Here is a 14,849-nt window from a genome sequence, read left to right on the forward strand (position 1 = left end):
ACATGCCATAAACATATTTACAGAAGCTGCTCACAAGAGCAGCTTTTTTTGTACGTTCTTCTAAAATAATTGAAGTTCTAATTCGTTTCATAAATCATTATGTATCTTTGCCCAAAATTTTTTAAGGTTCATGTCTGAAAAAGTAAAACCATACAAAGAGTCTACCCTAAGCAAAAAGGAACAAGTAACTCAAATGTTTGACACCATTTCTGGTAACTATGACGGTCTAAACCGCGTAATATCGTTTGGTATTGATGTAAAATGGAGAAAAAAAGTGGTTGCATTGGTAAACGAAACGCAACCTAAAAAAATATTAGATATTGCTACAGGAACAGGAGACTTAGCAATTGCCATGGCAGCAACACAACCAGAGAAAATTGTTGGTTTAGATATTTCTCCTGGAATGCTTGAAGTAGGAAAAGAAAAAGTAGCTGAAAAGAATCTTTCAAATACTATTGAAATGATTATTGGAGATAGTGAAGACCTACCATTTTCTGATAATGAATTTGATGCTATTACTGTTGCTTACGGAGTACGAAACTTTGAAAATCTTGAAAAAGGACTTGCAGAAATTTACCGTGTTTTAAAACCTGGTGGAAGATTTGTGGTTTTAGAAACCTCTGTACCTACTAAATTCCCTTTTAAACAAGGATATAAATTTTACTCTAAATTTATTTTACCTTCTATTGGCAAAATGTTCTCTAAAGACAAAACAGCCTACAAGTACCTATCAGAATCTGCATCTGTTTTTCCTTTTGGAGAAGAGTTCAACAATATTTTGAGAAAAATTGGGTTTATAGATGTAGAAGATAAACCTCAAACAATGGGGGTGTCTACTATTTATGTAGCGATGAAATAATTTTATGAAACGTATTTTCCTAACAATATTAGCATTAACTGCCGTACAAGCAGTTTTTTCTCAAAGAACACACCGAGTTGTAGAACAACTACCTAATTTTGATAAGCAACCCGTACACTGGGGTTATTTTTTAGGTTTTAATAGCTACGACTTTGTTTTTAGCTACAATGAAACGCCTCCTGGTGGAGACGATGTACTTGTAGACCCAGAGATAGGCTTTAATGTTGGGTTGGTAGGTAATTTACGTTTAAACGATTATTTTGATTTACGTTTAGAACCTGGATTATACTACACAAAACGTACTTTAAATTATCAAAACCCTATTTTAGTAGGTGACGATGCTATTAGAGAAACCAACTCTACCTACATTCACGTTCCTTTATTACTAAAAGCTAGTGCTAAACGTTGGGGTAATGTAAAACCTTATATTGTTGGTGGTTTATCTACCTCTTTAAACTTAGGTAGTAAAGAAAAAAGTGCCGACGACAATAGCTCTGGAGTGTTTAGAATGAAAAAAAACACCTACTACTATGAAGTTGGTTTTGGTATAGACTTCTACACCCCTACCTTTAAGTTTTCACCATCTATTAGAGGTGTATTTGCAATGTCCGATGAACTTTTAGATGACATAGACCCTAACAGCCCTTGGACAAGCAACATCAACTACATACAAACTAGAGGGGTATTTATTAACTTTACGTTTGAATAGACTTATAGAACTACCTTCTTTTAAATTCGCTCAATAAAATTGCCGTTGCGGTAGCTACGTTTAAACTTTCAGTTTGCTGAAGTTTTCCAAAACGGGGTATACCAATGCTAGAGGTTACTAATTTACTAACCTCATCAGTTAAACCGTTAGCTTCGTTACCCATCACCAAAATGGCATTTTGCTCTAATTGAGCATCATACACATTAGCTCCCTCCATCGTAGCGGCATACACTGGCAATTGTGTAGAGTTTAAAAATTCTTCTAAATCTGTATACACTATATTCACTCTACTAAGAGACCCCATAGTGGCTTGTATTACTTTTGGGTTATAACAATCTACCGTATTAACAGAGCATAGCAACTGCTCCACTCCAAACCAATCGCATAAACGTATAATAGTTCCTAAATTTCCCGGATCATTAACACCATCTAAAGCAACCAACAAACCATTTTCAACAATTTCTTTAGCTGCCGGAATTTTAAATAAGGCTACTCCAACGTTTGGCGTAGACAATCGGCTAATTTTTTTAAGTGCCTGTTCATCTATCACCTCAACAGAATGTGCCTGCGGAAAACTATCTTCTTTAGTGGTAAATAATATTTCTAAATCAAATCCTGCGTTAAGGTATTCATTGATAACTTTAACACCTTCTGCTACAAATAATCCTGTCTTCTGACGATACTTTTTTTGTTGCAGACTCGTTATTAATTTTATTTGGTTTTTACTAACCATGTAAATAATGTATTTTTGAATTTATTTTCTAAAAAACGCTTTGTTTGTTGAAAAGGTTTCTGGCAAAAATAACAGTTATTGTTATAATATTTTTACTTGGTTCGTGTAATGCTGTAAAAAGAGTTTCGGAGGATGAGCTATTGCTTACCAAAAATACACTTATTGAAAACGGTAAACCAATCAAAGACATTAATATGGAGGGGCTGTATTATCAGTACCCTAATAGTAATTTATTAGGCTTTCCGTTAGGGCTTCATATCTACAACACCGCAAAACCAAAATCTGACTCTATTTATTTAGCTCGTTTAGACACCGTTTTAAAACAACATACATTTGCCGAACAATTGCTATCTAAAAAGCAGTTAGTAGAATGGACCAAAACCAAAATTGGTTTTCAGAATTGGCTGCGCAAAACAGGAGAAGCTCCCGTTATAATAAGTGACCTGCAAACTAAAAAATCTGCTGATAAACTTACAGCATACCTTAATTCTCTTGGATATTTTAACGCTACCGTAGATTATGAAATATCGGCCCTAGAGAAAAAAGAAAAAAGAGGAAAAGTAGATTACTTTATTAACAGAGGAAATGCGTATTACATAGATTCACTTTCTAACGAAATTGCTTCGCATGACGTAGACTCTATTTTTAAAAGATTTAAACGAAACACCTTTATTAAAGAAGGTGATCGATATGATTTAAATAATTTTCAAAAAGAAAGAGACCGACTTACATTTACGCTAAGAAATTCTGGTATATATAACTTTCAACAAAATTCCATTGAATACGAAATCTTAAGAGATACTGTAGCAGAGCATCAAGATTTCAAGATGCCCGTAAAACTTATAATAAACAACTACACACAACGTAGTGGCGATAGCTTAATAGTATCAGATTACAAGGTGCACACCATCAAAAAGGTAAATATATATGCAGATTATTCTTTCTCAGACAATTATTATGAGTTAGATTCTATTGTATACAACGGCTACACCATTTATTTCTCTAAAAAACTAAGGTATTCACCTAAAACATTAACCAATGTTATTGCTGCCAGAGCAGGAAGCATCTATAGAGATATTGACCGTACCAATACATACCGACAAATTAGCAACCTTAACACCTTTAAATACCCAAATATTGAATATGCGTATGTTGAGAATGATAGCACCAATACGCAATTAGTAAACAACATATACCTTACCCCTCAAAAAAGATTTACTGCGGTTTTTGATGTAGATGTATCGCACTCTAACATTCAAGATTTTGGTATTTCTTTTATGGGATCTGTAATCAGCAGAAATATATTTAGAGGAGCCGAAACATTGGAAATTTCTGGTAGAAGCACCTTTGGTTCTCAAAAAAGTGCTGCCGAAAACGACCGGTTTTTTAATATTTCTGAAATAGGAGCCGATGTTAAATTGAGTTTCCCTAGAATTTTCTTCCCTCTAAATACCGATAAATGGATTACTAAAAATATGATACCTACAACGGTATTTTCTGTGGGTACCAGTGTGCAACAAAATATTGGATTAGATAAAAGAACCTTAGACGGTGCATTAATATACAACTGGCACCCTACTACATTAAAAAAACTAAGCCTTGAGTTAATAGATATTCAATTTATTAGAAACGTTAACATTGATAACTTTTTTAATGTATACCAAACTACTTATAGTAGACTTAATGACATTGCTCAAGATTATAATTTAGACAATAGCTATTTAAACGATAACGGAAACCTAAACATACCTTACGGTGCAGATAACTTTATTGCCGATGTGTTAAGCAACCAACTAAGTGTTACCAGTAACGACCGTGAAGATATTAGAAGTATTAACGAAAGAAAAGAACGGTTAACAGATAACAACCTTATAGTAGCTTCTAACCTTACTTACACCATAAACAGCAGAAGAGGTTTACTAGACAATCAGTTTTATCAGTTTAGAACTAAGTTTGAACTAGCAGGTAATCTACTTTCTCTTTTTGCCAACTCTGCCAACTTAGAGCAAACCGATAATGATAAAAACCTATTATTTGGTGTACAATACTCTCAATACGCAAAAGCTGAATTTGATTATATTAAATATTTTGAAGTTTCTAGAGACAAAGTACTTGCCTTTAGAGGGTTCTTAGGTATGGCGGTGCCTTTTGGCAACTCTACCAGCATCCCTTTCTCTAGAAGTTACTTTGCCGGAGGATCTAATGACAACCGTGGTTGGCAAGCCTACTCATTAGGACCAGGAAGCTCAGGTTCTGTAAACGACTTTAATGAAGCTAACCTAAAATTAGCCTTTAACCTTGAGTACCGTTTTCCAATAGCCGGTAGCGTAAAAGGTGCCTTATTTGCAGATGCCGGAAATATTTGGAATGTTTTTGATAATGTAGAAGATGAAGACGCCACTTTTAGCGGTATTTCATCTATTGCAGATATTGCTCTAGCATCAGGAATAGGACTACGTTATGACTTTGGTTTCTTTGTATTTAGATTAGATACCGGATTTAAAGCATATGACCCCGCACTATCATATGACAGACGATGGTTGACAAATGTCAACTTTAAGGACGCTGTGCTCAATATTGGTATCAATTATCCATTTTAAGCCATATAATTTTATTACATTTGTAGTATATATAAAATTAAACTACATACTCATGAGTTATAACATTCAACCTGGTGTAGCTACTGGTAAAGAAGTACAAGAAATCTTCAAACTTGCTAAAGAAAAAGGATTTGCTTTACCTGCAGTTAACGTTATAGGATCTAGTTCAATTAACGCAGTTTTAGAAACAGCTGTAGAGCTTAATTCTCCTGTTATTATTCAATTTTCTAATGGTGGTGCACAATTTAACGCCGGTAAAGGTCTTTCTAACGAAGATCAAAAAGCTGCTGTTGCAGGAGCTGTTGCCGGAGCTAAACACATCCACGAATTAGCTAAAGCATACGGTGCTGTTGTTATTTTACACACAGACCACTGCGCTAAAAAACTTTTACCTTGGGTAGATGGTATGTTAGACGCTAGTGAAAAGCACTTTGAAGAAACTGGAAAACCATTATTTAGCTCACACATGATCGACTTATCTGAAGAGCCGATTGAAGAAAATATTGAGATTTGCAAAGGCTATCTTGAAAGAATGAGCAAAATGGGTATGACACTTGAAATTGAATTAGGTGTTACTGGTGGTGAAGAAGATGGAGTTGATAATACAGATGTAGACAGCTCTAAATTATATACACAACCTGAAGAAGTTGCTTACGCTTACGAAGAATTATTAAAAGTTAGCCCTCAGTTTACTATTGCTGCTGCTTTTGGTAATGTACACGGTGTTTACAAACCAGGTAACGTAAAACTTACTCCAAAAATTCTTAAAAATTCTCAAGAGTACATTAGTGCAAACTACAATGTACCAGCTAACACTGTAGACTTTGTTTTCCACGGAGGATCAGGTTCTACTGTTGAAGAAATTAGAGAAGCTATAGGATACGGTGTAATTAAAATGAATATTGACACTGATTTACAATACGCTTACTTAGAAGGAATCAGAGATTACGTAACTAGTAAAATTGACTACTTAAAAGGTCAAATTGGTAATCCTGAAGGACCAGACTCACCTAACAAAAAGTACTATGATCCAAGAGTTTGGGTTAGAGAAGGTGAGAAAACTTTTAAAGCTAGACTTACAAAGGCTTTTGAAGATTTAAATAACATCAATACGTTATAAAATATTTTTTTATAATTTAGCGCTGAATTTTTATTGAATATAAATTCAGCGCTTTATTTTTTTATATGAGTTGGTTTAAGAGAACAGAAAAAGGAATTCAAACTGCTACTGAGCAGAAAAAGGACACACCGAAGGGACTTTGGTATAAGTCTCCTACGGGAAAAATTGTGGAAGCTGATGAGCTTGCCAAAAATTTTTATGTGAGTCCTGAAGATGATTATCATGTACGTATTGGAAGTAAGGAGTACTTTGAAATACTTTTTGACGACAACGAATTTACAGAACTAGACGAAAAGCTTACAGCAAAAGACCCTTTAAAGTTTGTTGACACTAAAAATTATGTTGACAGACTTAAAGATGCTAAAGAAAAAACAGGACTTAAAGATGCCGTTAGAACTGCCGTTGGTAAATCTAAAGGAGAAGACCTAGTGATTTCTTGTATGGATTTTGCTTTTATTGGTGGGTCTATGGGAAGTGTTGTTGGTGAAAAAATAAGCAGAGGTATTAAATATGCTATAGATCATAAAATGCCTTTTGTACTTATTTCTAAATCTGGTGGTGCAAGAATGCAAGAAGCTGCTTTGTCTTTAATGCAAATGGCTAAAACATCTGCAAGATTAGCACAGCTAGCAGAAGCAAAGTTACCTTACATATCTTTATGTACAGACCCTACTACAGGGGGAATTACAGCATCATATGCCATGTTAGGAGACATTAACATAGCTGAACCTGGTGCTTTAATTGGTTTTGCAGGTCCTCGTGTTATTAAAGAGGCTACAGGAAAAGAATTACCTGATGGTTTTCAAACCTCAGAGTTTCTATTAGAACATGGTTTCTTAGATCACATTGTTCATAGAAAAGAACTTAAAAATAAAATTAATCTTTATATAGATTTAATTTTAAACAACCCTATTAGATAATAGCTCTAACAGGAATAACAAAACATAAAAAAGGCTGCATTTTAAAAAATGCAGCCTTTTTTATATAACTCAAATACTAAAGCTATTAAAATATAATATAGTTTAAGCTCAAACTAAATAGCGAGTATTTATAATCAGACTCTACAGTAGCAGTACCATATTCGCCAAAATTATAACGTACCCCTTTATACAAATCACTAAAACCTCTTTCGTAAGTCACACTCGCATAAAACTTGTCGGTAATATAACCATTTACACCAATAACCCCACCTACAACTACAGATTGTTCATTATCTATAGGAGCAGTAACGTCATAACCGTCTCCTTCAAGTTCTGTTTCTGCAAGAATATTAAAACCAATTTGAGGCCCTAATTCAAAAGAAAACCTATTTAACTTATATTCTAAAGTAAGCGGTACTTCAATATAATCCATTTTAAGCACCCCGTCTACATCATAAGTAACCACTTCAACCTGTGAATCATCAAATTCAGAAACCTGTGTAGTAAACTTATTACCTTGCATGCTATAAATAGCTTTAAGATTAAGGTAGAGAGAGTTGTTTAAGTCAAACTTTACAAAAGCACCAGCTCTAAGTCCAACACGTGTAGAAAAATCATCACCATCTTCTGCATTTGTCATAGAAGATAAATTTAAACCACCCAAAACACCAAACATAGCTTTTCGGCTGGCAACATCATCTTGAGCCATCCCTAAAACGGTAAACCCAAGAAACATTAAAGTAAGAAAATATTTATTCATTATAGATTAATTTTATCACGAAAGTACACTTTTTTAAATTATTAGGTAAATGTATTTAATTCATAAATAAATCATATATTTGCAGCTTGATGAGATAGTCTTATCAATACATAAAAATCATTAAAATAATATTGGCATGTATTTAACTAAAGAAGTTAAGGCAGACATTTTTAAGAAACACGGAGGAGCTGAAAGCAACACTGGATCTGCTGAAGGACAAATTGCATTGTTTACACACAGAATTAATCATTTAACTGAGCACTTAAAAAGAAATCGTAAAGATTTTAATACAGAGCGTTCATTAGTAAAGCTTGTTGGTAAAAGAAGAAGCTTACTTGATTATCTTAAACACAAAGATATTACAAGATATCGTGCAATTATCAAAGAATTAGGATTAAGAAAATAATCAGAAAAAGAGGCTTCGTGCCTCTTTTTTTTATTTGCCAATATTATAATAAAAAGCTGAAGATCATTAGTTTTTCATTGGGTTCACAACAACTACACAACAACACAACACCCATTGTTTAATTAATTAAGAAATTTATGATTCCTGAAGTAAAACAAGAAATTATTGAATTAGGGGATGGAAGAACCATTTCCCTTGAGACAGGAAAATTAGCAAAACAAGCCGATGGCTCTGTAGTTGTAAGAATGGGTAACGCTATGTTACTAGCTACAGTGGTTTCCGCTAAAACTTCCGACCCATCGATAGATTTCCTACCATTAACAGTAGATTACAGAGAGAAATTTGCTGCTGCAGGTCGTTTCCCGGGAGGTTTCTTCAAAAGAGAAGCTCGTCCAAGCGATCAGGAAATTTTAACTATGCGTTTAGTTGACCGTGTGTTACGTCCTTTATTTCCAAAAGACTATCATGCAGAAACTCAAGTTATGATTCAGTTAATGTCTCATGACGAAAACGTAATGCCCGATGCATTAGCAGGTTTAGCTGCTTCTGCATGTATTGCTTTATCTGATATTCCGTTTGAATACCCAATTTCAGAAGTAAGAGTTGCAAGAGTAGATGGTGAGTTTGTTATAAACCCAACTGCTGCACAACTTAAAGTTGCTGATATTGATATGATGGTAGGTGCATCTGAAGATTCAGTTGCCATGGTAGAAGGTGAAATGTTAGAAGTATCTGAAAAAGAAATGGCAGATGCAATTAAGTTTGCACACGAAGCTATTAAGGTACAATGTGAAGCACAAAGAAGATTAGCAGAAAAAGTTGGTGTAAAACCAGTAAGAGAGTACGAAGCAGAGAAAGAAAATGAAGAGATGGCTCAGAAGATTCATGACTTTGCTTACGAAAAATGCTATGCTATTGCTAAAGATGATACTGGTAAACAAGAACGTGGCGAACGTTTTGCCGAAGTAAAAGAAGCTTGTGAAGCTTTATTTACAGAAGAAGAACTAGAAGCTGATGGTGATTTACTAGGTAAATACTTTGGTAAAACCCAAAAAGAAGCGGTTAGAAATCTTATTTTAGACGAGAACATTCGTTTAGACGGTAGAAAAACAACTGATATTAGACCTATATGGTGTGAGGTAGATTATTTACCTTCTACACACGGTTCTTCTATATTTACAAGAGGGGAAACTCAGGCTTTAGCTACTGTTACTCTTGGTACATCTAGAGAAGTAAATGTAATTGATCTTCCTTCTGAACAAGGAGAAGAAAAATTCTATTTACACTACAACTTCCCTCCTTTCTCAACTGGTGAAGCAAGACCTTTAAGAGGTACTTCTCGTAGAGAGGTTGGACACGGTAACCTAGCACAAAGGGCACTTAAAAATATGATTCCTGCAGATTGCCCTTACACTGTAAGAGTTGTTTCAGAAGTTTTAGAATCTAACGGTTCTTCTTCTATGGCTACTGTATGCGCAGGTACTATGGCGTTATTAGATGCAGGTATTCAAATGAAGAAGCCGGTTTCTGGTATTGCAATGGGATTAATTACCGATGGTGATAAATATGCTGTATTATCTGATATTTTAGGAGACGAAGATCACTTAGGTGATATGGACTTTAAAGTTACAGGTACTGAAAACGGTATTACTGCTTGCCAAATGGATATTAAAATTAAGGGACTTTCTTATGAAATTTTAGAAAACGCTCTTAACCAAGCAAGAGAAGGACGTATGCACATTTTAGGTAAATTAACCGATACTATTGCTGCTCCTGCTGACACTGTAAAAACACATGCTCCTAAAATTATTAAGCTTGAAATTCCTAAAGAATTTATTGGAGCTGTTATTGGACCAGGTGGTAAAAACATCCAAGCTTTACAACAAGAAACTGAAACTACTGTTGTAATTGAAGAAGTTGATGACCATGGTGTTGTTGAAATCTTAGGTACTAGCCCAGAAGGAATAGAAAAAGCAATAGCTTCTGTAAAAGCTGCTACTTTTACTCCTAAAGAAGGAGAAGTTTATAAAGTGAAAGTAACCAAAATCTTAGACTTTGGTGCAGTTATAGAGTTTGTACCAGGAAAAGATTCATTACTTCACATTTCTGAACTTGCATGGGAGCGTACTAATAATGTTACCGATGTAGTAAACTTAGGTGATGAAATTGAGGTGAAATACATAGGTATAGACCCTAAGACAAGAAAGCCTAAAGTTTCTAGAAAGGCTTTATTACCAAGACCTCCTAGACAGGATAAAAAAACTTTCAAGAAAAAAGAAGAAGAGAACTAAACCCTTAGTTTTCAAATATAATAATGAAGCGGCTACCAGTACTGGTAGCCGCTTTTTTTGTTAAATAAAATATTATTTTTGATAATTAACATATTTTTCCTAATTTTTTAATAAATTTAATCTTACACTAAACTATACTTGCTATTTTATGAAAATCATCTACGAAACAAAGCACTTAATCGTGTTTCTTTGTCTTTTCTTCATCTGCAATATTTACGCTCAAGAAAACCAAGAAACTATATATATTCAGCACGACAGTATTGCTGGGTTAAATTATTTAGATGTATATAATGGAACTGTACATTTTAATAAAGACATCACACTAAAAGGTGAGCACAGGTACTTATACACAAATTTTAAGAGCACTACGGTTAATTATGACGGAGAAAAATATTTTCATATTCAAACTAAATATGATTTAGTGAACGATGTACTAACCATACTACCCTATAAAAGTACCTCAAACGTTTCTATAAATGCAATCACAGACAAAGTAGCTTCTTTTTATATCAATGAGTTAAACCGTAACTTTGTGAATTTAGACGTACTAGCAGTAGAGGGCTCTGCACATGGATTTTATGAAAAACTTACAGAAAATAAAGAGTTAGAACTTTATACTAAGTTTATCAAAAAACCGAGAGATATTATAAAAAACAACAGAAGTTTAATTACATACAACCTTTCGGAGACCTACTATGTAGTTTATAAAAATACCTTACATGAAGTTGAATCTGCATCTTCATTTATTGATTTATTCCCTTCTAAAAAAGATCTTATCAAAAACTTTTTTAAAGAAAATAAAAAATTACGTAAGAACAACTTGCCAGATTTTCTAAGTAGACTTACAAAACAACTAGACCAATCACTATAATAACCAACCATCTGTTTTATGAATAAAGTACTCTACATAGCAACGCTGTTTCTATTACTTACATCTTTAGCCTTTGCTCAAGAGCAGGAAACTATTTCAATTACTTTTTCTAATGAAAGCTTAGAAAGTTCATTATCTAAAATTGAAACTAAAACCGGACTTAATTTTTATTACCAAGAAGATTGGATTAGTAATTATAGTGATTTAAAAATTAATAAATCTTACAGTAATAAAACACTTGATTTTATTTTAGAAGACGTTCTTATAGAAACCAATCTTAATTTTTTTATTACAGACGGAAAGATTATTTTATCGCAAAACATAAGAATTCATAATGATTTGGCCAACAATTTTTTTGGACTTGAGGAAGACAATGTATTAAATGACACCACTAACAACATAGCTCCTATTTTTTACAAAGAATATTCAGATGGTACATTAGACGCAGATTCATTAGATCTTTTAACACAAGAAAAAAAGAAAGCTATTGTTAAAGATAGAATTGTTACCCAAAACGAATTAAAATTTATTGGTAAAGAAACTGAGAAAAATGCAGAACGTTTCTTTACCCTAAAAGGTGTTATTAAGAATAATAAAACGGGAGAACCAATTCCTAATGTTGCCGTAAGAACTAAAGACAATAAATACAGTGCTGTAAGTAATATTGACGGACGATATTCCATCAAACTACCAGTTGGTTTAAATAGTTTAGAGTTAAGCTCTATAGGTTTCAACTTTGTAGAGCAACAAATAATTATGTACAATGATGGTACTGTAAATTTTGATTTGGTAGAAAGTGTAACTGAATTAGGTGAGGTTGTTGTATCTAGTAAACAAAATCAAATTATTAAAGAAACGGTTACAGGGGTTACTTCTATAGATGTAAAATCTATAAAAACCATCCCTATGGTATTAGGAGAAAGAGATATTATAAAAGCTGCTGTTACAATGCCAGGTATTAAAACTGTTGGTGAAGGAGCCCAAGGTTTCAACGTTAGAGGTGGTAAGTCAGATCAAAACTTAGTGCTTTTAGATAATGCAGTAGTGTACAACCCATTTCACTTTTTTGGCTTTTTTAGTGCTATTAATCCTTATACTATTGGTTCTGCTAATATTTACAAAGGAAGTATTCCTATTGAATATGGAGGAAGATTATCATCTGTATTTGATATTAAAACAAAAGATGGTGACATTGATAAATTTGAAGGAGAAGCAGGTATTGGCCCTGTAACAAGTAATGTAAAAATATCTACACCAATAATTAAAGATAAGTCTAGTCTTATGGTTGGGGCTAGAGCCACTTATTCTGGTTGGATTTTGAGAAGCCTAGACGAAGAAGACCTTAAAAATAGTGATGCTAATTTTTATGACCTTTTGGTTAATTACACGCATAAATTTAATGAAAAGAATACTGTTAAAGCCACAGGCTATTATAGCCGTGACAAATTTAACCTTTCACCAGATTCATTATACACTTATAGTAATTCACTTGCCTCGGTAGAATGGAAACACATTTTTACAGACAAGCATAACTTAACAACACATTTAAGCAATAGCCAATATAAATATAGCATTGATTACGAAAACAACCCTGGTAGCAATTTTGATTATGGTTTTGATATCAATGAAACTCAATTAAAGTTAGTTTTCAACTATTACTTAAATAAACAACACGACTTGAAATATGGTGTATCGTCTAAATTATACAACTTAAACCCAGGATATTTAGACCCGACTGATGGTACCTCGCAATTAGAGTCTATTAATGTTGATAAAGAAAAAGCTCTAGAATCTGCCATCTTTGTTGGAGATGAGTTTAAACTAAGTGATAAAATATCATTAAATGCAGGATTAAGATATACTGTATTTAATGCTATAGGACCAGCTTCTCAATTTACTTATGAAGATGGCTTACCAAAAAATGAAAGTACTGCCTTAGAAGAATTACAGTATGACAATGGTGATTTTTATAAAACCTATTCTGGACTAGAATATAGAATTTCTGGAAGATACTCATTTACTGATGATTTTTCTATTAAGGCTGGTTTTGATACTAATTATCAATATATTCATTTATTATCTACCAATACAACACAATCTCCTACAGATACCTGGAAACTATCAGATTTAAACATTGAACCTCAAAAAGGTCAACAAGTATCTGTTGGTTTATTTAAAAACTTTAAAAACGAAATGTATCAACTAAGCTTAGAAGGGTACTATAAAAGAATGGATAATGTACTAGATTATAAAGTTGGTGCAGAAATGTTATTAAATGAAACCATTGAAAGAGAAATTATTCCTGCAAAAGGTAAAGCTTATGGAGTTGAATTTTTACTTAAGAAAACCAAAGGTGACTTTACCGGGTGGTTAGGCTATACCTACTCTAGAGCTTATTTAAGAACCGATTCTCAATTTAATGATGAAATGGTTAATAATAATGATTATTACCCTGCTAATTTTGATAAACCACATGATGTAAGTATAGTAGCTAATTATAAATTAACAAAAAGATATAGCTTTAGTGCCAACTTTGTTTACCAAACAGGTAGACCTATTACTTACCCTGTGGGTTCTTACCAATATGGAAATAGTGAATACACTTTGTACAGTGATAGAAACCAATTTAGAATACCTGATTACTACAGATTAGACATTGGAGTTAATATAGAAGGAAATCATAAAATAAAAAAGTTTGCACATAGTTTCTGGAATTTTTCTATTTACAATGTTTTGGGTAGAAACAATCCATACTCAATTTATTTTGTAACAGAAGATGGAGAAGTAAAAGCTTATAAAACATCAATCTTCTCTATTCCAGTTCCTACGTTAACCTATAACTTTAAATTTTAATGAATACATCATTTTTTAAAATATTACCAATCTTATTAATACTATCAGGTATAACCTCTAGTTGTACTGAGCCCTACCCAATAGCTTCTGAAACTTTTGAAGAGCTATTGGTGGTGAACGCCACACTTACCGATAGTTTACAATACCAAACTGTAAGGCTTACTAACAGCTACCCTTTAAATACAGACACTTTAGTGTATGTAAACAATGCTTCGGTATACATAAGAGACAACAACAATCAAATTTTTAATTTTAGTCAAGTAGCAAATGATTCTACTTATATATCAGACATGCCTTTTAAAGCAGTAGAAAATGCCTCTTATAGCTTGCATATAACTACACAAGACGGAAGAGAATATGAATCTACCGAAGAAACTACCCCTCAAAAGGTAACCATTGATAATTTGTATGCAGAAGCACACACAAACCAACAAGGTGTAGAAGGTGTTCAAGTATATGCTGATGTAACAGGAAACACTAATGACAATGTGTACTGCCGGTATGAATATGAAGAAACTAACAAAGTAATTACACCTTATAACATAACTCAAAGAATGAACGTAGGTGGCTATGAATATTATTATGATAGTGTGCGCGAGTGTGACTATATGTTTTACTACATAATGCTTGTACCAGTAGAAGAAAATATAAATATATGTTATAGAACAGAAAATTCTAAGGATATTTTATTAGCTACAAGCACTAATAATACGGAAAATAGCATTAA

12 protein-coding genes are annotated in these 14,849 nt (G+C 33.1%); 10 read left to right on the forward strand and 2 right to left on the reverse strand.

The window, feature by feature from the left end:
* The first annotated feature begins 130 nt into the window (after positions 1-130).
* Positions 131-859, forward strand: coding sequence for a bifunctional demethylmenaquinone methyltransferase/2-methoxy-6-polyprenyl-1,4-benzoquinol methylase UbiE (gene ubiE, locus Y10_RS14725; protein WP_281766171.1), 729 nt, complete (start codon positions 131-133; stop codon positions 857-859).
* A gap of 4 nt (positions 860-863) precedes the next feature.
* Entirely contained in the window at positions 864-1,568 is a 705-nt protein-coding gene (gene porT / locus Y10_RS14730; protein ID WP_281766172.1) for a type IX secretion/gliding motility protein PorT/SprT, read from the forward strand.
* A gap of 10 nt (positions 1,569-1,578) precedes the next feature.
* Here porT and Y10_RS14735 read toward each other — a convergent pair whose 3' ends face one another.
* On the reverse strand, positions 1,579-2,301 hold the full coding sequence (locus Y10_RS14735) for a TrmH family RNA methyltransferase (protein WP_281766173.1): 723 nt from the start codon (positions 2,299-2,301) through the stop codon (positions 1,579-1,581).
* 47 nt (positions 2,302-2,348) lie between these two features.
* On the opposite strand from Y10_RS14735, the gene tamL reads away from it, so the two are divergent.
* The 3 genes from tamL to accD all read left to right on the forward strand — a co-directional run bounded on the left by tamL (position 2,349) and on the right by accD (position 6,941).
* Entirely contained in the window at positions 2,349-4,901 is a 2,553-nt protein-coding gene (tamL, locus tag Y10_RS14740; protein ID WP_281766174.1) for a translocation and assembly module lipoprotein TamL, read from the forward strand.
* Between the two features lie 52 nt (positions 4,902-4,953).
* Positions 4,954-6,021, forward strand: coding sequence for a class II fructose-bisphosphate aldolase (gene fbaA, locus Y10_RS14745; protein ID WP_281766175.1), 1,068 nt, complete (start codon positions 4,954-4,956; stop codon positions 6,019-6,021).
* A gap of 65 nt (positions 6,022-6,086) precedes the next feature.
* On the forward strand, positions 6,087-6,941 hold the full coding sequence (gene accD, locus Y10_RS14750) for an acetyl-CoA carboxylase, carboxyltransferase subunit beta (RefSeq protein ID WP_281766176.1): 855 nt from the start codon (positions 6,087-6,089) through the stop codon (positions 6,939-6,941).
* An 85-nt stretch (positions 6,942-7,026) separates the two neighbouring features.
* Here the strand turns inward: accD and Y10_RS14755 are convergent, their stop codons facing one another.
* Entirely contained in the window at positions 7,027-7,701 is a 675-nt protein-coding gene (locus tag Y10_RS14755; RefSeq protein ID WP_281766177.1) for an outer membrane beta-barrel protein, read from the reverse strand.
* A 136-nt stretch (positions 7,702-7,837) separates the two neighbouring features.
* On the opposite strand from Y10_RS14755, the gene rpsO reads away from it, so the two are divergent.
* From rpsO to Y10_RS14780, 5 genes are all read left to right on the forward strand, one after another.
* The gene (rpsO, locus tag Y10_RS14760) at positions 7,838-8,107 is read left to right on the forward strand and encodes a 30S ribosomal protein S15 (protein WP_281766178.1); all 270 of its coding nucleotides are present in this window, start codon (positions 7,838-7,840) and stop codon (positions 8,105-8,107) included.
* A gap of 137 nt (positions 8,108-8,244) precedes the next feature.
* Positions 8,245-10,398: a polyribonucleotide nucleotidyltransferase gene (locus tag Y10_RS14765; protein WP_281766179.1), complete on the forward strand. Its 2,154-nt coding sequence runs from the start codon at positions 8,245-8,247 to the stop codon at positions 10,396-10,398.
* A 148-nt stretch (positions 10,399-10,546) separates the two neighbouring features.
* On the forward strand, positions 10,547-11,269 hold the full coding sequence (locus Y10_RS14770) for a hypothetical protein (protein ID WP_281766180.1): 723 nt from the start codon (positions 10,547-10,549) through the stop codon (positions 11,267-11,269).
* 18 nt (positions 11,270-11,287) lie between these two features.
* Positions 11,288-14,122 (forward strand): TonB-dependent receptor, encoded by a 2,835-nt coding sequence (locus tag Y10_RS14775; protein ID WP_281766181.1) that lies wholly within the window; start codon positions 11,288-11,290, stop codon positions 14,120-14,122.
* Positions 14,122-14,849, forward strand: a 728-nt coding sequence (locus tag Y10_RS14780) for a DUF4249 domain-containing protein (protein ID WP_281766182.1), incomplete at its 3' end; no start/stop codon positions are given. The genes Y10_RS14775 and Y10_RS14780, both read left to right, overlap by 1 nt.

It is taken from the genome of Neptunitalea lumnitzerae, from assembly GCF_027924185.1.
GTDB lineage: Bacteria > Bacteroidota > Bacteroidia > Flavobacteriales > Flavobacteriaceae > Neptunitalea > Neptunitalea lumnitzerae.